Annotated in this window: 20 protein-coding genes, 4 tRNA genes and 2 pseudogenes; 6 read left to right on the top strand and 20 right to left on the bottom strand. The window is 34.2% G+C overall.

The annotated features are described in order from the left end of the window. Positions 1–21 precede the first annotated feature (21 nt). The gene (locus DJ93_RS12630) at positions 22–426 is read left to right on the top strand and encodes a hypothetical protein (RefSeq protein ID WP_042981201.1); all 405 of its coding nucleotides are present in this window, start codon (positions 22–24) and stop codon (positions 424–426) included. A 123-nt stretch (positions 427–549) separates the two neighbouring features. Here DJ93_RS12630 and DJ93_RS12635 read toward each other — a convergent pair. Continuing rightward, positions 550–1095 (bottom strand): annotated as a pseudogene (locus DJ93_RS12635) (putative glycoside hydrolase); the annotation flags it as partial. Here DJ93_RS12635 and pelG point away from each other — a divergent pair. Beyond that, positions 1085–2365: an exopolysaccharide Pel transporter PelG gene (gene pelG / locus DJ93_RS12640; RefSeq protein ID WP_338151485.1), complete on the top strand. Its 1281-nt coding sequence runs from the start codon at positions 1085–1087 to the stop codon at positions 2363–2365. The pseudogene DJ93_RS12635 and the gene pelG sit on opposite strands and share 11 nt — an antisense overlap. Before the next feature lie 83 nt (positions 2366–2448). On the opposite strand, the gene galE is transcribed toward pelG, so the two are convergent. Both galE and trhA read right to left on the bottom strand, forming a co-directional pair. Then, on the bottom strand, positions 2449–3465 hold the full coding sequence (gene galE / locus DJ93_RS12645) for a UDP-glucose 4-epimerase GalE (protein ID WP_042981205.1): 1017 nt from the start codon (positions 3463–3465) through the stop codon (positions 2449–2451). A 185-nt stretch (positions 3466–3650) separates the two neighbouring features. Continuing rightward, entirely contained in the window at positions 3651–4298 is a 648-nt protein-coding gene (gene trhA / locus DJ93_RS12650; protein WP_042981206.1) for a PAQR family membrane homeostasis protein TrhA, read from the bottom strand. Between the two features lie 205 nt (positions 4299–4503). Between trhA and DJ93_RS12655 the strand changes: the two genes are divergently transcribed. After that, positions 4504–5064, top strand: a complete 561-nt coding sequence (locus DJ93_RS12655; protein ID WP_042981208.1) for a DUF1836 domain-containing protein — start codon at positions 4504–4506, stop codon at positions 5062–5064. 35 nt (positions 5065–5099) lie between these two features. Here DJ93_RS12655 and DJ93_RS12660 read toward each other — a convergent pair whose 3' ends face one another. Further along, on the bottom strand, positions 5100–6890 hold the full coding sequence (locus DJ93_RS12660; RefSeq protein WP_042981209.1) for a S9 family peptidase: 1791 nt from the start codon (positions 6888–6890) through the stop codon (positions 5100–5102). A gap of 101 nt (positions 6891–6991) precedes the next feature. Between DJ93_RS12660 and DJ93_RS30500 the strand changes: the two are divergent. Continuing rightward, positions 6992–7207, top strand: a pseudogene (locus DJ93_RS30500) (DoxX family protein); the annotation flags it as partial. 38 nt (positions 7208–7245) lie between these two features. Here DJ93_RS30500 and DJ93_RS12665 read toward each other — a convergent pair. Both DJ93_RS12665 and DJ93_RS12670 read right to left on the bottom strand, forming a co-directional pair. After that, the gene (locus DJ93_RS12665; RefSeq protein WP_042981211.1) at positions 7246–8691 is read right to left on the bottom strand and encodes a DEAD/DEAH box helicase; all 1446 of its coding nucleotides are present in this window, start codon (positions 8689–8691) and stop codon (positions 7246–7248) included. Between the two features lie 245 nt (positions 8692–8936). Further along, positions 8937–9968 carry an acyltransferase gene (locus DJ93_RS12670; RefSeq protein ID WP_042981212.1) on the bottom strand — a complete coding sequence of 344 codons (1032 nt, stop codon included), beginning with the start codon at positions 9966–9968 and terminating at the stop codon, positions 8937–8939. A gap of 249 nt (positions 9969–10217) precedes the next feature. Between DJ93_RS12670 and guaC the strand changes: the two genes are divergently transcribed. After that, the gene (gene guaC / locus DJ93_RS12675; protein WP_042981213.1) at positions 10218–11201 is read left to right on the top strand and encodes a GMP reductase; all 984 of its coding nucleotides are present in this window, start codon (positions 10218–10220) and stop codon (positions 11199–11201) included. Between the two features lie 296 nt (positions 11202–11497). Beyond that, positions 11498–13312 (top strand): oligoendopeptidase F, encoded by a 1815-nt coding sequence (pepF, locus tag DJ93_RS12680; RefSeq protein WP_042981214.1) that lies wholly within the window; start codon positions 11498–11500, stop codon positions 13310–13312. A 51-nt stretch (positions 13313–13363) separates the two neighbouring features. Here the strand turns inward: pepF and DJ93_RS12685 are convergent, their stop codons facing one another. The 14 genes from DJ93_RS12685 to DJ93_RS12750 all read right to left on the bottom strand — a co-directional run bounded on the left by DJ93_RS12685 (position 13364) and on the right by DJ93_RS12750 (position 24050). Next, positions 13364–14242, bottom strand: a complete 879-nt coding sequence (locus DJ93_RS12685; protein WP_042981215.1) for a radical SAM/SPASM domain-containing protein — start codon at positions 14240–14242, stop codon at positions 13364–13366. A 203-nt stretch (positions 14243–14445) separates the two neighbouring features. Continuing rightward, the gene (rlmH, locus tag DJ93_RS12690) at positions 14446–14925 is read right to left on the bottom strand and encodes a 23S rRNA (pseudouridine(1915)-N(3))-methyltransferase RlmH (protein WP_042981217.1); all 480 of its coding nucleotides are present in this window, start codon (positions 14923–14925) and stop codon (positions 14446–14448) included. Between the two features lie 59 nt (positions 14926–14984). Further along, the gene (locus tag DJ93_RS12695) at positions 14985–15170 is read right to left on the bottom strand and encodes a CxxH/CxxC protein (RefSeq protein WP_001052827.1); all 186 of its coding nucleotides are present in this window, start codon (positions 15168–15170) and stop codon (positions 14985–14987) included. A 53-nt stretch (positions 15171–15223) separates the two neighbouring features. Then, entirely contained in the window at positions 15224–16411 is a 1188-nt protein-coding gene (locus DJ93_RS12700; RefSeq protein ID WP_042981219.1) for a S1C family serine protease, read from the bottom strand. Between the two features lie 63 nt (positions 16412–16474). After that, a complete protein-coding gene (locus DJ93_RS12705; protein ID WP_042981220.1) occupies positions 16475–17269 on the bottom strand; it encodes an MBL fold metallo-hydrolase in 795 nt (264 codons plus the stop codon). Further along, complete coding sequence (locus tag DJ93_RS12710) at positions 17253–18089, bottom strand: two-component system regulatory protein YycI (protein WP_042981222.1); 837 nt, start codon at positions 18087–18089, stop codon at positions 17253–17255. Before DJ93_RS12710 ends, DJ93_RS12705 begins: the two co-directional genes overlap by 17 nt. After that, positions 18070–19410: a YycH family regulatory protein gene (locus DJ93_RS12715; RefSeq protein ID WP_042981223.1), complete on the bottom strand. Its 1341-nt coding sequence runs from the start codon at positions 19408–19410 to the stop codon at positions 18070–18072. Before DJ93_RS12715 ends, DJ93_RS12710 begins: the two co-directional genes overlap by 20 nt. Further along, positions 19407–21245, bottom strand: coding sequence for a cell wall metabolism sensor histidine kinase WalK (gene walK, locus DJ93_RS12720; protein ID WP_042981224.1), 1839 nt, complete (start codon positions 21243–21245; stop codon positions 19407–19409). Before walK ends, DJ93_RS12715 begins: the two co-directional genes overlap by 4 nt. Before the next feature lie 3 nt (positions 21246–21248). Next, entirely contained in the window at positions 21249–21956 is a 708-nt protein-coding gene (gene walR, locus DJ93_RS12725; protein ID WP_002174499.1) for a cell wall metabolism DNA-binding response regulator WalR, read from the bottom strand. Positions 21957–22239: 283 nt separating this feature from the next. Beyond that, a tRNA-Phe gene (locus tag DJ93_RS12730) sits at positions 22240–22312 on the bottom strand. A 42-nt stretch (positions 22313–22354) separates the two neighbouring features. Then, positions 22355–22430: transfer RNA gene (locus tag DJ93_RS12735), tRNA-Asp, on the bottom strand. An 18-nt stretch (positions 22431–22448) separates the two neighbouring features. Continuing rightward, positions 22449–22520: transfer RNA gene (locus DJ93_RS12740), tRNA-Glu, on the bottom strand. A gap of 13 nt (positions 22521–22533) precedes the next feature. Further along, positions 22534–22609, bottom strand: a tRNA-Lys gene (locus DJ93_RS12745). A 151-nt stretch (positions 22610–22760) separates the two neighbouring features. Further along, positions 22761–24050: an adenylosuccinate synthase gene (locus DJ93_RS12750; RefSeq protein ID WP_042981226.1), complete on the bottom strand. Its 1290-nt coding sequence runs from the start codon at positions 24048–24050 to the stop codon at positions 22761–22763. Between the last annotated feature and the right edge of the window lie 81 nt (positions 24051–24131).

Genomic DNA, 24131 nt, shown 5'->3' on the forward strand with positions numbered 1-24131 from the left:
TTTAAGAAAGGTTTGATATTTATGCCTCATCATTATGCAAATCAACCTGTTATTCATTCAACAGGTGTTTTAACGAGAGAACCTGAAACATTTTCTACAGTAGTAGTAAACATTGTAAATTTAGACGAATATTATGCACATCCTGTCACTATAGAAGTATGGGATTGGTCTAATTCCTCTAGCCCTGTAAAACTACCTGTACTAATCAGCGAAAATTCAGAAGCAAATTTCCCATACCTTCTATCTAGCAACAATTTAGCAGTTTTTTATGCGGACTTAGACGCATCAGTTGATTTATATGAAATTCGCATTTCTTATCGCGATCATTCCAATATTATTGCAAATTGCTTTGGACGAAGCGTACCACCATATACAAGCCAAGAAGGCAAAACAGTGTATCATAAACAACTCGTTCGAATCCATTAAAACATTACATGCTTTTATACGAAAATTTTTTATGGTCAGTAATACTCTCATTTCATTATTGTGAGTATTACTGACCCCGAACGGCATAATAGTTACATATATAATTTTGATTATGAATAATCCTTATTTATCATAAATATCATTTGGGTTTATTGTAGAAATAAATCCATTTGTAAAACTATATTCTTTTGATATATCATCTGGTGCTACGGTGAACGTTACAATTTTATTCTTTTGCTGTTTAAAATAACGCATCCAATTTTGACTCCATTCATCATTAGCAATTACTTGTTTATTAAAATCTTCCCATAGTACAGCATGTATCAAATTTAATGATGTACTTTTAACTGTTTCAAATCCCCAATTTTGTACAAGAAGCAAACTAGAATCTATATTTTTTATTTCCTTTAATAATGTCACGTATGCATTTCTAAAGTTTTCTTGTATAACTGGTTGATTACAAAAATAATCATCGATATCGCCAACTGTATCTAAAAAAACACCATCTATCCCTTTCTCAACAATTCGCTGTTTTACTTTTGCTAAAACAATCTCCCGATAATGATCATCAGCTAAATTCATAATATATGTATCCCACTGTTTAATTGTCATTTTCTTCCCATTTTTATAGAAATAGTCCGATTCTATTACTTTTGGCTTGTGCCATGCTATTTCACTAGAAGAGCAACGCCTTTTTACAATTTCAATTTCATATTGTTTTATTTTTTCCCAAATTATATATGGTGCACTACAACTCATTGTCACAAGGTATGTTGCCGATCTTTTATATGAGCAAAAAGCTGCTAAAGTATTTTCTTCATTTTTAGGAATGACAAAAATCACGCTCCTTTTTGCCATTATACTATGGGGTATTTTTACATTCTTCACCCCTTTAGCTCTTTACTATACAATCATGCTTCTATTTTTATTTTTAGCGTTAAATATTATTTGGATTCAATCTATTTATTTAACGGCTGCTAAAGATTATCAATCGATTGCTTTTGCATTCTTAGGCGGTTCATTATTTTCCTTATGTGGAATCGCCCTTATTGCCTATTGGAACCCGACCATCGGACTAGAACATGGTTCTGCCTTTTTACTCTTAACCGCTTTTACACTCGGCACATTTATTACATTAGTATGGTTGAGCATCGTAATCGTAAAAATGTTTCCTAATAGCGATGCTTCTGAACAATTTACATTCCTTTCTTATTTAGATAAGTATCCGGAGCTATTTTGGTCAAGCCTCTTCTATAATATCGGTATTTGGGTATGTAATTTTGTTACCTGGTTCGGAGAAGGTCGAGGAAATATTGAAAATACGTTCCTCTATCATCAAGTTTATGATACTTCTGTATTTTGGGCTTATTTAAGCATCATCCCAACTTATATTTTCTTTGTAGTATCTATTGAAACGAGATTTTATGAAAGATACAAAAAATTCTTCAGTGCAGTTAATAACGGTGGGACACTAAATACCATTTTACAATTAAAGGATTCTATGAATTTCGTATTACGTCAAGAAATGGAACGTATTCTTCGTAATCAAGGTATTGTTTCCTTACTAATTATTTTTATAATATGGATGTTCAGCTCACAATCAGGTAAAACCACACTTGAATACTCTATTCTGCAGCTTACTGTAATAGGCGCTTATGCGAATGGAATGGTGCTTGTCATCACATTACTATTACTATACTTTGAAGATCGTAAAGGTGCTTTTCGAACATCTGCCTTATTCTTTTTTGCCAACTTATTATTGAGTATTGTTTTACTCCCATTTGGATTTAATGGTTACGGCATTAGTTTTGCTGTAGGATCTACAATTACATTCTTATATGCAATTTCTAGGCTCCTTACTTATATTAAAGATATTGATTACTATACATTTTGCCAATCAAATGGCATAGTAAAAAACATTCTTTCTTTACTAAATTAGCTACCAAACTTAATAGACAATCTGATAAATAAAAATAAAAAATGACCTTCTCTGTATGAGCAAAAGGTCATTTTTTTAATATATTAAGCTTCTTGATAGCCGTTTTTATTATTTGACTGCCATCTCCAAGAATCTGCACACATTTCTTCTAATCCACGTTTTGCTTCCCAATCTAATTCACGCTTTGCTTTAGATACATCTGCAAAACATACCGCTACATCACCAGGACGACGCTCCGTAATTTTATAAGGCACTTTCTTACCTGAAACTTTTTCAAATACTTCAACCATTTCTAACACACTATAGCCAGTACCTGTACCAAGGTTATATGCATCTATTCCAGTTGTATCAAGTACTTTTTCAAGCGCTTTTACGTGACCCTTTGCTAAATCTACAACATGAATGTAATCACGGACGCCTGTTCCATCTTTTGTTGGATAGTCATTTCCAAATACGCTTAATTCCTTTAACTTGCCAACTGCTACTTGCGTTACATATGGCATTAAATTATTTGGAATTCCATTTGGATCTTCCCCGATGCGTCCACTTTCATGCGCACCGAACGGGTTGAAATAACGAAGTAATGCAATGCTCCAATCTGCATCAGCTACTGCTACATCACGCATAATTTGTTCAATCATTAATTTTGTTTGGCCATATGGGTTTGTCGCACTTAGCGGAAATTCTTCTGTAATTGGTGATGTTTCAGGGATACCATATACCGTTGCAGACGAACTGAAGATCATTTTCTTCACATTATGCTTCTGCATCACTTCACATAGTACTAATGTACTTGTTATGTTGTTATGGTAATACGTAAGCGGAATCTCTACTGATTCCCCAACCGCCTTAAAACCTGCAAAATGGATTACTGCCTCAATTGTATTTTCTTCAAAAATCGTATCCAGTGCTTCACGATTTAAAACATCTTCTTTATAAAATGTAAATTGTTTCCCTGTTATTTCTTTTACTCGATTTAAAGACTCTACTGAGCTATTAGAAAAATTATCAACAACTACAACTTCATAACCATTATTTAGTAATTCTACGCATGTATGACTACCAATATATCCTGCTCCACCTGTTACAAGTATTGCCATAATTATAGTCCTCCATATTTCATTCATTATAAACTTCTCAAAGTATATCATATATTCCTTATTGCATGTTTAATCTGTGAACGCGAAAACTTACATTTTATCCCACATTTTTTCAAAAAGATAGACGATTCTATACTACAAATATAAAAAAGCTACATAACTTTTAGCCATGTAGCTTTCCTAAATTAAATTACATAACAATATATACTTAAAAAATGAGCCAAACTACCTAGTAATACAAAAATATGAAAAATCTCATGATGCCCCATATGCTTAAACTCTAACCATTTTGGCTTTGCACCGTAAATAAAGCCGCCAATCGTATAAAAGATACCACCCAGTACTAAAAATAAAATTCCTCCTGTACTTAAGTTTGCAGCTAATGGTGCAAAAAATAAAACAATTAACCAACCCATCATAAGATAAATTGCTGTTGATAACCATCTCGGACAATTGAACCAAAACATTTTAAAAACAATGCCGCAAATAGCAGTTGCATAAACTAACCAAAACAATAGTAAACCATTTGCAGATTGTAATGTAATTAAGCAAAAGGGTGCATATGTACCTGCAATTAATATGAAAATCATGGAATGGTCAAGTTTTCGAAAGAAATAAATGACACGTTCACTCGCTATAACACTATGGTATACAGCTGATGCTGTATAAAGAATCATCATTCCAACTCCAAATAAAATAACCGCTGTAATAGTAACAAAAGACGGCATCTTTATAGAAACTTTCACAAGCATAGCTAGTAGCGCAATAAATGACAATACAGCCCCGCCCAAATGGGTAAAAGCATTAACTGGTTCTCTTACATAAGCATTCACATTAACAACCCCTTATATAATTACATGTAGTTTTGATAACTACATGTAATTATATACACAATCATATTAAAGGTCAACATTTACAATTCATTTGTTTCGTAATACCATATTTAAAGATGTAGATAAACTTTAATGAAATAGAATTATGCGCTCGTACATAGCGAGATAACAATTCATATCATTCCTACAAAAGTGAGGGTTACATATGGAAAATATAAATAAGCTAATTGAAACATTACATTTAGAAAAAAATATTACACTTGAGGATATTCCAAATGTAGATTTATACGTGGATCAAGTTGTACAACTGTTTGAAAATAACTTTGGTGATACAACGAGGACAGCTGATGAAAAAGTATTGACCAAAACAATGATTAATAATTACGCAAAGGGAAAATTGTTCATTCCAATCAAAAATAAAAAATACTCAAAAGAGCATATGATTTTAATCAGTTTGATCTACCAATTAAAAGGTGCTCTCTCCATTAACGATATTAAGAGCTCTTTAGAGAACATTAATGAAAAACTATTAACAGCCGATGCATTTGAATTAAATACTCTTTATAAAAACTATCTTTCCCTCACAGAATCAAATGTTGAAACCTTTAAAAAAGACGTAGATAACCGTGTTGCTGAAGTAAAAGCAACTTCTTCACTTGAAGATCAAGAGATGGAAAAATTCTTATTACTAACTTCCTTTGTCTCAATGAGCAATATGTACAGACGTTTAGCTGAAAAATTAGTTGATGATTTAAAGGAATCTTAAAATTGAAAGGGTACCCTTATTAGGTACCCTTTCAATCACTTATGCTTTTCCAAAAATTCTGCGATACAACGATACACATATATTTCATTTTCTTTCTTCGAAAATCCATGTCCCTCATCTTCAAGTACAATATATTCAGCATCCACACCTTTTTTCTGTAAGGCTTGAAATATTTGATCTGATTCTGTTTTCACAACCCGTGGGTCATTTGCACCTTGGATAATAAGAATTGGCTTGTTCATTTGATCTAAATATGTAATAGGAGAATCTTTCATAAGCCTCTCTTTATCCTTCTCTACATCACCTATAAAGCTAACAGCAATCGGTTTCCATTCTTCAGGCATAGAATCGATAAAGCTAAACAAATTACTAGGTCCAAAAATATCAATAGCTGCGCGGAAGTATTCTGAATGGCGTCCAAAAAGTAATAATGTCATATACCCCCCATAACTTCCGCCCATAACAAATAATTTCTCAGCATTTGAAATACCTTGTTCAAATAGCCATTCCATTCCTGCTACACAATCAAGACGAGGTGCTTTTCCCCAATCTCCTTCAATCATTTTTGTAAATGTTGAACCATATCTTGTGCTTCCCCTAAAATTCGGCGCAAAAATGTTATACCCTTGTCTCAATAAATACTGAAATAATACTCTAAATCCTTTAACTTCAGCCCACTGCGGGCCACCATGAGGCCAAAATATTGTATATCCGTTTTTTACTTCTTCTTTCGCTCGGAATAATAATGCTTCTATATTTAATCCATCAAATGAAAAGTACGTTACGACATCTGGTTCAACAAAAGATTCCTCCGCTAAACCAATAACATAGTTTTTCGTCAATGCCTCCCACTCTTCATTTGTACCTTTTTTATAATAAATATTCGCCGTTTTCGTTGCACTTTCACCTAACAAATATAAGGTTCCAGATTTACCAATTTCTATTTGTTTTATCGTATCCACAGGAGTGAATAATTGAATTAATTCTTTTGTAGTCCATACCAATTTATATAGTCGATCTTCAACTCCTTTTGCTGTAACGATATAACAATTTTTCGTTTCTGGATACCATTTTATAATTGATACATCCTCATTTTCTATTTTACAAATTGGTTTGAATTCTCGATTACTTATATCAAAAGACGCCACATAAGCGAACTCTTCTTCATAATTCGTAATAAAAATTAATGTATCTTCATTTATATAGTGTATAGACGTTACAGTATGCTCCTTTTCACTAGAAGGTGTAATACAGATGAGTTCCTCATCCTTTTTCACATATCCTACATCATATGTATTTCCATATGACTTTAAAATAACAAAACTTGATTCATTTGGGCTGACTTGCATTAATGAAGTCGGTGTTTCTATCCCAGTGAAAATAAGTTTATCTTCTTTCGTACGTAAATTATAACAACGGGAATTAAAGAATTTAGAATTATCTTTACTTGTAACATAATATAGTCGTTCCCCATCCTCTGTTAAATGCACATAATAATCCTTATCTTTCTCTCCTGCTGGAATTAGTTCAAGTAATTCTCCACCCTCTGGTTTCAATGCATAAATATGATAATTTTCATCACCATCTTTATCAAATCCAGCTAAAATAAATCGATTTAAAGGATCTATCTTAATAAAATTACTTGTTTGATTACAGTACGTTAACGGATACGGATATAGATTTGGTACATCCATCGCCCATAAATTAGATTTACCATTCAAATTTGTACTAAAGAGCAATCGTTCTTCATCTTCACTTACCGTAAACTTGCCAATACTGTACGATCTAAAAAACTGTTCAGCGTCTGCCGTAGGAAATTGAATCATCTTTTTCTCCTCCATCCAAAATTCACATTTCAAAATTCAGACTTATTTCTACAAGATTCTTCATTTTCCTATTTATCCCTTTTTAATTTTATCCGAAATGCTTCATGAATGTCATCGCTTTATTAGAACTAACTTCAGCAATTGGGGTAATTATCAGATTTTGGTATCCAATTTTCTTAAAATATTCAGCTATTCTTATCATTATTCTTATGCTTGGGGCGTTACACGCTCACTTCTTTCGAGCTAAACATAAAACAACTATGACGATTAATGCATTTGTTATGCTTTTTCTATCTGTTGTAATTTTGTTGTTTTAAAATAAAAACGATCCACCCGTTAGAGTGGATCGTTTTTTTTACTTAATCGCTTCATGAACCTTTAATTGTTTACCTTTTATCGTTGTATTTTTCATTACTTTTAAAACAAGTGGCCCTTTTCCATTTAGTATTTCCACATAAGAAACATTATCTTGTATCGTAATAATTCCTATATCTTCAGCTGTAACACCTGAAATTTTAGCAATTGTACCAACGAAATCTACTGCTCGAATTTTCTTTTTCTTACCACCATTAAAATACAGCTTCATAATTCCTTTATTTAAGCCCGCATTTTTATCTTTCTTTATCATCGGCTTAGCATGTATTTTTTCTTCAAATATTGCTTTATGTTTTGTAACCACTTCTTTTGAAGGTGCATCAACCTTTAAAATTTCAAAGCCAATATATTCTTCAATCTCTTCCAAAAATCTATCTTCATAAGGTGTTACAAATGTAATAGCTTTTCCGCTATTACCAGCACGTCCTGTTCTTCCTATTCGATGTACATAACTTTCTTTTTCTAACGGAATATCATAATTGATGACATGTGTAATATTTTCGATGTCAATTCCTCGTGCAGCTACATCTGTCGCTACTAAGTAACGAAATTTCCCTTTTCTAAAGTCATCCATAACTGCAAAACGATCTTCTTGTACCATTCCGCCATGTATTTTATCACAAGGGTAGTTAGCACGTTTTAACTGTCTAAAGACGTGATCTACATTCTCTTGTGTACGGCAAAAAATAATACAGCTATCTGGATTTTCAACGATTGTTACATCTTTAATAAGGGAAAGCTTCTCTTCTTCCCTTATTTCAAAAAGAATATGTTCAATTTTATCCGTCGTAATCCCAGATGCCTTAATTTCGATATAAATTGGCTCTTTCATATATGTATGAGACAATCTCTCAACATCTTCTGGCAATGTTGCTGAAAATAGCATCGTGATTCTGTTCGTAGGTAATTCGTCAATGATCGCTTCTACTTGATCGATAAAACCCATATTTAGCATTTCATCTGCCTCATCAATTACTAAATACTTCAAACGCTCTAAAGACAAAGTACCTTTTTCAATATGATCTAATACACGTCCAGGGGTACCAACTACAATATGTGTTTTTTGCTTTAACTCTAATTTTTGACGAGCAAATGGTGACTTTCCATAAACCGCCGCGGCCTTAATTCTCTTAAATCGACCAATATTCGTAATATCTTCTTTTACTTGCACAGCCAGTTCCCTAGTTGGTGTCAAAACTAACGCCTGTGGCTTATTCTCTTCCCACTCAACCACTTCGCAAAGTGGTATACCAAAAGAAGCTGTTTTTCCACTTCCTGTCTGTGATTTCACAACAAGATCTTTCTTTTCTAATGCAACTGGAATAACGTTTCCTTGTACCTCTGTCGGTTGCTCATATCCTAAACTAGTAAGTGCTCTTACAATTTCCTTACTTAATGTGTAATCGGCAAAACTTTTTTTACTCATGTACTAACCTCATTTTATTATGTATTTAATACTTATATTTTTTATAGCCTACGTTAAATTATACTGAGAGAACATATTAAACCGCTATTCGTAGTTCGCTAAAGTACCATCTTACCCTAAGTATAACTCTTTATATTCTTTTTTTTGAAATAAAACAATAAAAAGCAGACTTATTATTAAGTCTGCCTCACCTATACAGTATTAAAAAATATTCTTATACATTTATTTTTATAGAAGAAATATCTTTACGGAACTAACCTTTTTACAACTGGTATTCTTTGCAGTACTAAAGTTATTACCATACTAAGGACGATTGCAATAATTACATTGATAGGTATTGCTAATATTGCATGTACATGTGCATTTACCTTAGGAAAAACTTTGTACAAAAAGTTATTTAATAAGAAGAAATGAAGAATATAAATTCCAAGGCTTGCTTGATTTATACCGCGTAATAGAAACGGTAGTTTTCTTTCTGAGTTTTGAAAAGTATATCTAAAAAATACAAATAACCCAATTGCCATAAGTAAAACACCTGGTGCAAAATACTCATACCAAAACTGATCCAACTGTCCATCTGCTTTTACCGTATAATGATATGTAATAAAGAATGTACCAATAAATCCTACAAATCCTCCAATATAAGAAATGTTTCTCCATTTTTTTGTAATATCATAATTCGATAAATAATAACCAAGTAGAAAATATCCTACATAATTTGTAACATAGAATAATTCAATATTAAAGTTGATCGGATAATAATATTTTATTAATTTTAATATAACAGATGCATATAGCCATAAAATTAAAAAGTATTCTACCTCTCTCTTTCCGGCATTCTTTACAAAAATTTTCAGTAGAGGCGTAATTAAATAGATTCCTACAATCATGTATAGGAACCATAGATGTCCCCCGATACTATCTGTTAAAAAGTACTTTATCCCCTGCTTTAAAGAAGCCGGAAAATATCCTATATAAGCCCCATATAAGTAAAACAAAGTACTCCAACCTACAAAAGGTATAATTACCTTACTTGCACGTTTCTGTAAAAATTCCAAAATAGAAATATCTTTAGTCCCCTTTAATAATAAAGCCCCACTAATCATCACAAAAATTGGAACGCTAGCACGTGAAAGTGATTCAAAAAGATTACCTGACATCCAACGAGACAAGTTGTTTGAATCTAACACGGAAACATAACCAGCAGCAACGTGAATTGTAACAACCGCAATTGTCGCTAATACACGCAACCAATCCATATAAACTAAACGCTTCACACAAATCTCCCCTATTAATTATATTTAACTATTTTGATCATACATAATTTTACATCAAATTATAATAAGTCAAAACATATTTTTGTTATACAAGCCTACTAATTAATCCAAAATAGAAGCAGATAAGCCTAATTTCTAAATATAAACACCAAAACTTTTGACTTATTGATAAAAATAATGTAAATTATCCTATGGACGAACGTTTTTAGTTTTCAAAAATAAAATATTCGTATTTTAGGGGTGTAAATGATGGAAAACGTGTTTGACTATGAAGATATTCAATTAATTCCTGCAAAATGCATTGTAAATAGCCGTTCTGAATGTGATACAACTGTCACTTTAGGAAAGCATAAATTTAAATTACCTGTCGTACCTGCAAATATGCAAACGATTATAGATGAAAGAATTGCAACTTACCTAGCTGAAAACAATTACTTTTATATCATGCATCGTTTTCAACCGGAAAAGCGTATCTCTTTCATTAAAGATATGCACTCACGTGGATTAATTGCCTCAATCAGTGTTGGTGTTAAAGAAGATGAGTATGAATTCGTGCAGCAATTAGCTGAGGAACAACTTTCACCTGAATACATTACAATCGATATCGCACACGGACATTCAAATGCCGTAATTAAAATGATTCAACACATTAAAAAATATTTACCAGAAAGCTTCGTTATCGCTGGAAACGTTGGAACTCCAGAAGCAGTAAGAGAATTAGAAAATGCTGGTGCTGATGCAACGAAAGTAGGTATTGGGCCTGGTAAAGTTTGTATTACTAAAATTAAAACTGGTTTCGGAACTGGTGGATGGCAGTTAGCTGCTCTTCGCTGGTGCGCAAAAGCTGCAAGTAAACCAATTATTGCTGATGGCGGTATTCGTACACATGGTGATGTAGCTAAATCTATTCGATTCGGGGCGACTATGGTTATGATCGGCTCACTATTCGCTGGTCATGAGGAATCTCCAGGGGAAACAATCGAAAAAGATGGCAAGCTTTATAAAGAATACTTCGGTTCAGCTTCTGAATTCCAAAAAGGCGAGAAGAAAAACGTTGAGGGTAAAAAAATGTTTGTTGAACACAAAGGTTCCTTAGAAGATACATTAATCGAAATGGAACAAGACCTTCAATCTTCTATCTCTTATGCTGGCGGAACGAAGTTAGATTCCATTCGTACTGTAGATTATGTTGTTGTGAAAAACTCTATTTTCAACGGCGACAAAGTATATTAATTCGCAATTTCTATTTTTAGAAGGGCAAATAATTTATTCTTGCCCTTCTTTTTATTATATATATGTTCTTTTTTCTCTTATCCCTCTTTTACTCAGCTTCATGATCTGCTCTAAATCTTCCATCCTACATTCCCTTATCATATAAAATTCTCCTTACATGAAAATATTACTTACGTCGTCCAACAAATTCTCTAAAACACCCTATTTTCCTACCCAAGAAATAGATAAAAAATTCCAATTAACTGAATTTTCTAGTAGTATATTATTAGATCATTAAAATAAGGGGGATATTAAAAATGGAAAATGTAATTGCGAAACGTCTTACTCGTTCGGAAGTCCCTACTGAATTAACATGGGATCTTTCTGATTTATACAAATCCGATCAAGATTGGGAAGATGGATTAAAAATACTAGAAGAAGATGTAAAAAAACTTGATGCATTTAAAGGGAAATTACATACTGGCCCAAATATTTTATTAAATTGCCTACTTTTACAAGAGCAGCTTCTCATGCAATTGACTACACTTTGGACGTATGCAAATTTAAAAGAATCTACGGATCGAACAAATCCTGTTATTCAAGCAGATTCATCAAAAATGTCTTCCTTGGGAACGAAAGTGCATACAGCATCATCGTTTATTCCAAATGAAATTCTCACATTAGAAGAGGGACTAATTGAAAAATACCTACTTGAAGAAGCAGACCTCGAACCTTTTCGTAAATCACTAACAGAAATTCTTGAAATAAGAAAACATAAGCTTTCACCTGAAACAGAAGAAGCTCTCGCAGCACTTGGAGAAGTGCACGGCGCTCCTTATAAAATTTACGGAATGACTAAACTAGCAGATATGGACTTCTCTCCTATACAAGACGAACAGGGAAACGAATTACCCGTATCCTTTTCGTTATTCGAAAGTCGATATGAATTTTCTCCTAATGCAGACATTCGCCGAAAAGCATATTCTTCTTTCGTTTCGACATTAAAACGATACAAACATACAGTTGCTGCCACATACTCCACAGAAGTTACAAAACAAGTAGCTCTCTCGCGTTTACGTAAGTATGAATCTGTCACTCATATGCTTTTAGACCCTCAACATGTAACGCTTGAAATGTATAACAATCAGTTAGACATTATTTATAAAGAATTAGCTCCTCATATGCGTCGTTTTGCGGAACTTAAAAAGAAAGTATTAGGACTTGATCAAATGCTTTTCTGCGACTTGCATGCACCGTTAGATCCTGAATTCAACCCGGCAATAACTTACGAAGAAGCTGGTAAATTAATTCAAGAATCTTTAAAAGTGTTAGGTCCTGAATATAGCTCCATTATAGAAAAAGGTTTTAAGGAAAGATGGGTAGATCTTGCAGACAACGTTGGAAAATCAACAGGGGCATTCTGCTCTAGTCCATACAATGCTCACCCTTATATCTTAATTACATGGCAAAACACAATGCGCGGATGCTTCACACTAGCACATGAATTTGGACATGCAGGTCATTTTTATTTAGCAAATAAAAATCAGCGTATTATAAATGTCCGTCCCTCTATGTATTTCATCGAAGCACCATCCACGATGAATGAATTATTATTAGCTCAGCATTTACTTGCAACGAATGAAGATAAGAGAATGCGCCGATGGGTTATTTTACAATTGCTCGGAACGTATTATCATAACTTTGTTACCCACTTACTTGAAGGAGAATATCAACGCAGAGTATACGCTTTAGCTGAAGATGAAAAAGCTCTTACTGCTACAACTTTAACAGAGCTAAAAACTGACGTTCTTTCTAGTTTCTGGGGAGATACAGTTGAAATTGATGAAGGTGCAGGCTTAACATGGATGCGCCAACCTCATTATTATATGGGCTTATATTCTTACACATATTCTGCTGGCCTAACTGCATCTACTGCTGTAGCCCAAATGATTAAAGAAGAAGGCCAACCTGCAATTGATCGCTGGCTAGATGTATTACGTGCAGGTGGCACAATGAAACCACTCGAATTAATGAAACACGCTGGGGTGGATATGTCACAGCCAGATACAATTCGTAAAGCCGTTTCTTACGTCGGCTCATTAATTGATGAATTAGAGCATTCTTATCAGTAATATAATAAAAATAAGCCCTCTATCATTCTTATGAGGGCTTATTTTTATTATTTACTTCCCAAACCTTTTACGATATCCACATTTCCTACACAGTTCTTCTACTGCAACTCTTTGTGAAAATCCATCTACAATATTTTTCGCTCTTTCGCCTTCAATAATATTAGAGAATGAATCATTATTAATATTTCCAAGGTTAATGATTCCCTCACCATCTAAACAACAAGGAATAACAGTTCCGTTCGCCAAAATACCCGCTTGATTGCGCAGACCATGACAGAAACCTTTTCCATCATCCTCTTCTTCATGTAACGCTGGCCATTGGAATTCATAATCTTGATTAATAAAGACACGTTCCGCAATTTTTATGCCTTTTCCTGGCGTGATTTTCTCCTCAATTTTATAAGGTAAATCAAATTCTTTCTCGATAATTTCTAGCAACTCTCTATTTCGCTGTATTTCGAGGTTTGTCTTATTATCTTGTGTCAAATTCCACAACCTTAGTGAAACAATTAAATCAGATTGACTTGTCGCCTCTCTAATAAAGGAAAGTATACTTCGTACATATCCCGCTTTATCTTCTGATCCTGGATGACCATCAAAACTATGCAGTGAAAAATTCATCTGTCTTAATGCAGGCCTATTTAATAATCTATGCTTCCTTTTATTAATTAAAGTTCCGTTCGTTGTAATATTAACTTTAAACCCTTTTTCATGACTTAAATCTAATAATTGATCTATTTTCGGATGAAGCAATGGTTCACCCTTTACGTGCAGATAAATGTAGTCTGTGTGAGGTTTAATTTGGTCTAATCTTTTAGAAAAATCCTCCACAGAAATGAATTGCTTCTGCCTTTCCGTCGGCGGACAAAAGCTGCACGCAAGATTACATACACTTGTAATCTCCAAGTAAAACTTCTTAAACTTTTTCACCTTTAATTCCTCACTTCTCTGACCGCGTATAATTTTTTTCTCTTCATATTACAGCATACTTTTTTAGAAATGGAAACATACTTATTTAAGGAAATAACGGCAGTAATCCTCTATTTATTACGACCTCTTAACTTTTAAAAGACCATTGGTAATCTTCATCCAATGGTCTTTTCCTATCCGTTCTATGCAGACATTACGCAATATTACTTATGATACGGTTCTCCACGATTAATACGAAACGCCCTATACACTTGCTCGAGTAACACTAAACGCATTAATTGATGTGGCAATGTCATCTTAGAAAAAGAAAGAGATTCGTTTGAACGCTTCATCACTTCTGAACTAAGTCCAAGCGATCCACCAATTACAAATGCTACTTTACTCTTTCCGTATGTTGCAAGACGATCAAGGCTTGCTGCAAATTCTTCTGATGATTTTTGTTTTCCTTCAATAGCTAGTGCAATAACATGCGTATCATCTGAAATTTTATCCAGTATACGTATACCTTCTTTTTCTTTTACAATTAACATTTCCGCTTCGCTTAAGTTTTCTGGTGCTTTTTCATCTGGCAATTCAATAACTTCCACTTTTGCATAAGCTGATAATCGTTTTAAGTATTCTGCAATACCTTGTTTTAAGTATTTTTCTTTTAATTTTCCGATTGAAATAATCGAGATATTCACACGTATTCCCCACCTTACAAACACGTTATCCACAAAACTTATCCACATATCCACAAACATCACCCACATATTGTGTGGGAATCTGTGTTCGATACAACATATGTCGCCTCATTTTGACAAAATTCACATGTTTTTTTCTCTTTTTCTGAGTTATCCACATTGTTGATAACCGGCGCAACTTCACACTCATCCACAATAATATCTAGTGCTAACTCGACATGTTCTAAGCAACAAGGTAAATTCATATTTTTCACCTCACTTTTCTACAATAGAAAACAGGAGGGCGGCCCTCCTGTTTTTAATACTTTTGAATGCCTAATTTAACCGTTGTTGTTGCTCTTTTTGTACCACGATAAAATGTAAGTATCATTTTATCATCAATTTTCTTATTATATAAGGCCGTTCGGAATCCAATAATATCATGCACCGGTTTTCCGTCTACCGCCACAATTACATCATGTTCTCTTAGCCCTGCATCTGCACCTGGGGATGGACTTTTCACATCTAAAATACAAACCCCATCTGTTACATTACTCGGTAAATGCAATGTTTTCGACCAATAATAATTTGGGATTTCATTTAATGATCTAAGTTCAATCCCAACATAAGGCCTTCTTACCTTTCCATGCTTTTCAAGCTCGTTCATAATAGGAACCGCTCTTGTGATTGGAATAGCCAGTCCAATTCCCTCTACTTCTTTTGCAGCAATTTTCATTGAGTTAATTCCAATTAATTGTCCTGCTGCATTTACAAGCGCACCACCACTATTACCTGGATTAATAGCTGCATCGGTCTGTAATACTTCTACTTGCCAATCATAGTGTCCATCTTGATCTAAATCGACAGGAACAATTCGCTCATTTGCCGAAATAATACCTTGTGTTACTGTACCTGAAAATTGTAATCCAAGCGGGTTCCCAATTGCAATAACCGGTTCTCCGCGACGAACTGTATTAGAATCACCTATCTCAATTACTTTTTTTACAGGCTTTGCATCTATTTGTAGTACCGCTAAGTCTGTGACTACATCGCTTCCTAATACTTTACCAGAAACTTTCTTTCCATCACTCAAACTAACTTCAATACGATTTGCTCCTGCAACGACATGATGATTCGTTACAATATAAGCATGACCATCTGTTTTTTTATAAATTACACCTGATCCTGTACCAGCTTCTGAATCTGCCTCTGAAAAATTATCTCGTTGAATATTAATTACACCAACGACCGCTTCCGATGCACGATCAACAGCATTTACAAAATTAACCTGATTCACAGGAACAGTTCCTGTCTGCGCTTGAACCATATTCCCTTCGCTTGCTTCAGCTTGCTGTAAATTACCCTCACGATCAGAAAATAAAGGGGCTCCAAATGCAAACAACGAAGCCCCTACAATTGTTCCTGCTATGCTAGAAATAACGATACCTTTGTGCTTCTTTTTTCCTGCTCGCTTTATACGATATTTTTTTTCATCAATAAAGGACATATTTGTTCACCTATCTTCCTGAAAACAACTATATTCCCCTTTATTGTTTACTAAAACGAAGAATTATACGTATTGAATTTGCGTTGGATTTTTCGGATCTGTATCATGTACTTCAAATGACTCTCCAACTTCAAAACCTTTCTCTTCTAGCACCTGTGATACAGACATACGTGCTAGTTCCTTCATATTATTATCTAAACTTAAATGCGCTAAATAGATATGTTTCGTCTCGTCTGTAATAACATCCGCCATCGCTAGTGCTGCATCCTCGTTACAAACGTGACCTACGTCGCTTAAAATACGTCTTTTAATACTCCAAGGATATCGGCCCATACGAAGCATTTCAACATCATGATTGCTTTCAAACACAAAAGCATTAGCACCCTTAATAACACCCTTCATACGGTCACTCACATAGCCCGTATCCGTAATAAGAGCTAGTTTTCTATCGTTATGATGAAAAGCATAAAACATCGGCTCTGCTGCATCATGAGAAACACCAAATGATTCGACTTCAATATCTCCAAATGTCTTCACATCACCGACTGAGAAAATAAACTTTTGGTCAGTTGGGATATTGCCAATTAAATGCTCCATAGCCCCCCATGTTTTCTCATTTGCATATACAGGTAACTCATATTTACGTGCTAACACACCTAACCCTTTAATATGATCACTATGCTCATGCGTTACGAGGATACCTGAGATATCTTGGATATTTAACTCCGCTTGCTTAAATAAAGCTTCTGTCGCTTTACCACTTAAACCTGCATCAACGAGCAACTTTTGATTCTCGGTCCCTACATATAGCGCATTTCCTGTACTTCCACTCGCAAGTACACTAAAATGCAAACTCATTCCTTCTCACTCCATTTTTCTCTTCATTTTCCTCAGTTTCCCCTAATTTCATAACTTGTCCTTCAATTGCATTTACAAAATGATCTACTTTCTGATCCGTTTTTAAATTCCATGTTGGGGCAAGAACTTGCATATCAGAAGCTGTAGCAGCAAGGGTTGCATATCCAATCTGCGCCTCTTTAATATGCGTATTTGGTTTGATTTGATTTTTTAAGTATAAATTCTCTAAAGCTGTTTGCGCTGTAATCGTTTCTTGCTCTTTCGTTTTTTCACTCTCTCCCATTTCTTTCAAATCCGTTAACATCGTTTGTGTATATGAAATCAGTTCATTCTTTTCATTTAAATTTACAACAATCATCGCTTGATCGTTATAAAAAATAGGATTATCTTTATATTTTTGAAAGAAATAAATTTTCGAGTTTTTCACCGCACCAAATTCGTATTTCGTTCCATCCAGCACATAGTTTTTCAAAAACTCATTATACTTATCTTTAGACAATGCTTTTGTATTTAAAAAAGGCTCTTTTAATTTACTTTCAATCTTGTATTCGTTTTGTAAATGCGCTGTTTGACTTTTTAAAGACTGAATATCCTCATCTTTAAAACTTTTATTTTTTGCCATAATGAAGGATTCTTTCCTCGGTTCCTTCGGAAAATTACCAATAGTAATTTTTTCATCTTTTAATTGTTGGTCCACTTTTGTTTCCGTCATCAGCTCTAACTGATCACTATCTTGTTTTTGAATGAACTGGAAAACGAGAAAGAGATCTAAAACAAAAAAGGTCACAATAAATATTGTTTTAATTCGATCCCAATCCATTTAGCTCCCCCTCCATCTCCTCACTCCACTCAAATATTTGTTGATTTTCTCCATACTTTACATACCAAATTGGTTGTAAAGTAACAGCTGCAACTTTTCCATCAGGCCCATTACCTGGCTCTAACTTATAACCAATGCCAATATCCTGAATCAATTTTTTATCAATTGTCGGATTATTTTCTAATGATTGTATAACCTTGTGACCTGTCGGTAATGTCCTCTTCGTATCTAAAAACTGACGACTTATTAACTCAAATAAAGGTCTTTCATATTGAATAACTTCTTCCGCTCCCCATACTTGTTTTAATTCGGCCAGTCCTTCTTTATTAAATACAGGAAGTCCACCTTCGTATAAACGGAATGATGATTTTCCTTTCCCTATATAATCAAATCGATATAAATCCATGAAACCACTATGTCCACTTACAAATTCAAAACTCTTTTGTAAAAGCATAGAATTATCCATGAATCTATCACTATATACAGAGGAGTTTTTATATTTTAACATTGTATTCCACTTATCAACTTCCATAGAACGTATACCATCTGTGAATATTTCTTTTGATTTATCAGAAATAGGATTTAAATAACGCGGATCACTAAATAATGCATTTTTGAACGTATCGATCCCTAAATTAGAAGTAACATAATATATATCACTTAATTCTGTCGGCCCATCCGGTAAAAAGATTTTTTTCGTATCATTAATTGTGTATTCAAAATACGGTCTTGCCAATGCAACAAATTGGTTTTGCGCATTTATAACTTCTTTTAAATTCACACCATTCAATGTCATTTGATACACTCTACGTGTATTGTCATAAGAAACGAAGTTAACTTTAATTTCTTGATCTCGGCTTCGAGAAGGATCAAGAATAATACGATTAAAACTTCTATCCTTATCCATATTTTTATCTTTAATATTTAACATACTTTTAATTGAATCCAATGGGATATTTGTAGGAAAAACAATTTCAATTTTTCCTTCCCCATGCACATAAGAGAGAAAATCCCCTTTAGCAATTGTGCTTGTTATTTCCTTAAAATCATGTAACTCTCCGCCTTCGAGAATATTATAAATTAAATCTATATTCGTCTTTGTTTCACTTACAAAATGATTTTTATCTTTATGAACAATTACAGAAGACGGCAGAACTACATCTGAAATCTTTATCGGCGTTGCACCTTCGTTACCTTGAACAAATTTTGTATTTTGCATAGAAGTAGAATCGGGAACATATGTCCATAAATTGAAAGTAAGAAATAGACTAATGACAACTAAATTAATTAGAACAATGGTTTTAAAGTTTTCCATATTCATTCCCAATCGTCCTCTTCTTCTTTCGCCATTGGCAGTGTGAAATAGATAGTCGTTCCTTTTCCTTCCTCACTCTTCGCCCAGATTGATCCACCATGTGCTTCAATCATCTCTTTCGCGATAGCTAAACCAAGACCTGTTCCACCCATTTGTCTTGAACGAGCCTTATCGACACGATAAAAACGTTCAAAAATCTTCTCTACATTTTCTTTCGGAATTCCCATTCCTTGGTCGCTCACACTAATTTCTAACAGTTCCCCACGATCGCGCAAACGATACGTTACCGCTCCACCTTCTGGAGAATACTTTAATGCATTAGAAATAATGTTATATAAAACTTGTGTAATTTTATCTGCATCCATGTCAATAAATCGAGGTTTTTTAGAGAAAGAACGTTTAAAGCTTACATTTTGTTCCTTAGACATTTCAAAACGATCGATAATATTGTTAAAGAAATCAGTAAAGTCTACCCACTCTTTCATTAAACGATGTTCTGTACTATCTAATTTAGATAATTGTAACAATGCATTTACAAGTCTGATCATTCTTTCTGTCTCTTCTTGTGTAACTGTTAAAAATTGTGGTGCAATATTTGGATCTTGCCATGCACCATCAGTAAGTGCTTCTAAATAACTGCGCATCGTTGTTAATGGTGTTCGTAATTCATGAGATACATTCGCCACAAACTCACGACGTTCACGGTCTATACGCTCTTGTTCCGTTACATCATATAGTACGGCAATTAAACCATTTGCTTTTCCAGTTTCCTTTTGAATAACCGAGAAACTCGCACGCAAAATATATGGTTCATTTCTTGTACTAAAATCTAATAAAACTGAATCTGGTTCTTCATATAAATGATCGAGTGTAAATTCTTCTTGTATTCCTAATACTTCTAAGACAGATTGATCAAGCGCTGTTTCACGAGAAACATTTAACATCTTTTCAGCAGGATCGTTTAATAAAATAATATCCCCTTTTCGATCTGTAGCAATTACACCATCCGTCATATGTGATAAAACTGAAGATAATTTACGTCTCTCACTCTCCGTAGAAGAACGTGCTTGTTGTAATTTTTTTGATAAATTATTAAAGGATAATGCTAATTGTCCAATTTCATCATGACTATGAACCTTTACTTTTCGAGAATAATTTCCTTTGGCCATCTCAATTGCTTGTCTTCGCATATCAGATATTGGTCTTGTAATTGTTTGTGCTAATAAAATTCCAAGAACTGCCGTAACTAATAAGGCAATTACTGTACCAGTCGCAAAAATTTGGTTTATATCCTTCATTTGTTTATAAACATCTTCCATAGATGCAACAATACGAATGACACCAAGTAATTTTCCCTTATCGTCTTCAATAGGAGTAATCATAACTTGAACACGATGACCTGTATTTCCATCTTTTTCAATTTTAGATTCCGGCTTTTTTTGCACCATTACCCTTTGTACAGCTATATCTGCCGATGTCCTACCTACCTTACTCTGTTTTGAAGGGGCATCATCTGAAATTGCTACTAGCTTTCTATTCGAATCAATAACACTTACTTCTTGAATATCTTTTTTACGATCTAATGCAAATTTTTGAATTGAATTTTTAATAGCATCGTCCACTGATTCTGTTTTGTCACGCTCTTTTGCAAACTCTTGCTTCAAATTATAAGAAAGTAAATTTGTTTGCTGCGTTAAAGAATCCTTGAAACTTTGTATAAGGCTTTTCTCCAGCTCGCGTACAAAATATACACCAATAACTTGCATTGCAATTAATATTAAAAGCATATATATGAGCACAAATTTTAAATGAATGGATTGAAAAAAACCAACTTTCTTCATATACTATTCCTGCTCTGGGTCACGCAAGTAATATCCTACCCCACGTCTTGTTACAATTAAAGTAGGATGACTTGGATTATCTTCAATTTTTTCACGCAAACGACGTACTGTTACATCGACTGTACGCACATCTCCAAAATAATCGTAACCCCAAACTGTCTGTAATAAATGCTCTCGTGTCATAACTTGTCCTAAATGCTTCGCTAAATAATGTAACAATTCAAATTCACGATGTGTGAGTTCAATACTTTCTTCTCGCTTCGTCACACTATATGCATTTGGATTAATAACAATTGGCCCAATAACCATTTCAGTATTCTCTTCTTTTTCTGCTGCACCACCTTGTTGATGGCGACGTAAATTAGCTTTCACACGAGCCAGTAATTCTCTTGTACTAAATGGCTTTGTTACATAATCATCTGCCCCAAGCTCAAGCCCTAATACTTTATCAATTTCTGAATCTTTTGCCGTAAGCATAATGATTGGCATTTCTGAGCTTTTACGTATTTCACGGCAAACCTCAAGTCCATCTTTTCCAGGTAGCATAATATCTAATAAAACCATGTCTGGCTGTTCTTCATTTGCTTTTTCGATAGCTTCATCACCATCGTGTGCCATTACAATTTCAAAACCTTCTTTTTCTAGATTAAATTTTAAAATATCTGCAATCGGTTTTTCGTCATCAACTACTAAAATTTTCTTTCCCATCATCGTCTATTTCCTCCTCATAAAAATATGGTCAATGATTCTTAAATATATTGATGTTTCTATAGTATATCCCTATATGACAGCAATCTTTATTTAAGTATTTTCTCCTCTATTCTCATAGATTCATGTATAATCCACTTTTACACGGAATCCTATACGATCTACAGAAAAACCTCTAGCTTCAACTGCTAGAGGCTCCTTATTCTATTGTAAAATAACTACCCACATTTGTAAAACTACACAAAATAAAAAGGATATTAAGTGGGCCCACTTAATATCCTGAGAGTGGCTCGGGACGGAATCGAACCGCCGACACGAGGATTTTCAGTCCTCTGCTCTACCGACTGAGCTACCGAGCCAAAACATATATATAAAACCACTAATGGTGGTATAAACAAAAGTGGCGGTCCCGACCGGGGTCGAACCGGCGATCTCCTGCGTGACAGGCAGGCATGTTAACCACTACACCACGGGACCAAAAATAAAAAAAAGACATGACCCGTACGGGATTCGAACCCGTGTTACCGCCGTGAAAGGGCGGTGTCTTAACCACTTGACCAACGGGCCACGAAAAATAAAATGGTGAGCCATGAAGGATTCGAACCTTCGACCCTCTGATTAAAAGTCAGATGCTCTACCAACTGAGCTAATGGCTCATACTCACCAACGTCATATTTTCGTGACGACAAGAGTTATCATAACATAACAACTTTAACTTTTGCAATACATTTTTTATATTTTTTTAAAAGATAAGAAAAAACCCATATAAGCATGGGTTTTTTCTTAAATAAACTAATTTTATCTTAATTAAGCACCGTATACGTTACGAACGATATTTGTTTGATTACGGTCTGGACCAACAGAGAACATAGATAATTGGATACCTGTTAATTGAGACACACGCTCTACGTAATGTCTTGCATTTTCAGGAAGCTCATCTAATGATTTCACACCAGTAATATCTTCTGTCCAGCCTGGTAGCTCTTCATATACAGGCTCACATTTCGCTAAAATATTTAAGTTTGCTGGAACTTCATCCAGAATTTCTCCATTATATTTATAAGCGATACAGATTTTCACAGTTGGAATGCCTGTTAGTACATCAATAGAGTTTAAAGATAAATCTGTTAAACCACTAACGCGGCGTGCGTGTCTTACAACAACGCTATCGAACCAACCTACGCGGCGTGGGCGACCAGTTGTTGTACCGTATTCACGACCAACTTCACGAATTTGATGACCGATTTCATCATTAAGCTCTGTAGGGAATGGACCATCACCAACACGGCTTGTATAAGCTTTACATACTCCTACTACACGATTAATTTTAGAAGGACCAACACCAGAACCAATTGTTACACCACCAGCAACTGGGTTAGAAGATGTAACGAATGGGTACGTACCTTGATCGATATCAAGCATAACCCCTTGTGCCCCTTCAAATAACACACGACGGCCTTCATCTAATGCATCGTTTAATACAACAGATGTATCGCATACGTGTTGTGCGATTTGTTGACCATATTCAAAGTACTCTTCAAAGATTTCTTCTACATTAAAACCTTCTGTATCATACATTTTTTCGAATAAACGATTTTTTTCTGCTAAATTGCGCTCAAGCTTTTCTTTAAATGCTTCACGATCTAAAAGATCAGCCATGCGAATTCCAACACGAGCAGCTTTATCCATATATGCAGGACCGATACCTTTTTTCGTTGTACCGATTTTGTTATCACCTTTACGCTCTTCTTCTAATTCATCTTGTTTTAGATGATAAGGTAAGATAACGTGTGCACGATTACTAATACGTAAATTATCAGTGCTTACACCACGATCGTGTAAGTATTTTAATTCTACAAGTAATGCTTTTGGATCTACTACCATACCGTTTCCGATTACACAAATTTTTTCTTTATAGAAAATACCAGATGGGATTAAGTGTAATTTATATTTAACGCCACCAAAAACAATTGTATGTCCTGCGTTATTTCCACCTTGATATCTTGCAACTACTTCCGCATGCTCAGAAAGAAAATCAGTAATTTTACCTTTTCCTTCATCGCCCCACTGTGTTCCTACAACTACTACTGAAGACATTATTAAAGCACCTCCGCAATTTTCAAACGAACTTTTTCAACAATATAATTGTACCAAAATGAAAAGAGAAGTCAATTTAAA

Origin of the sequence: Bacillus clarus (genome assembly GCF_000746925.1) — a bacterium.
GTDB lineage: Bacteria > Bacillota > Bacilli > Bacillales > Bacillaceae_G > Bacillus_A > Bacillus_A clarus.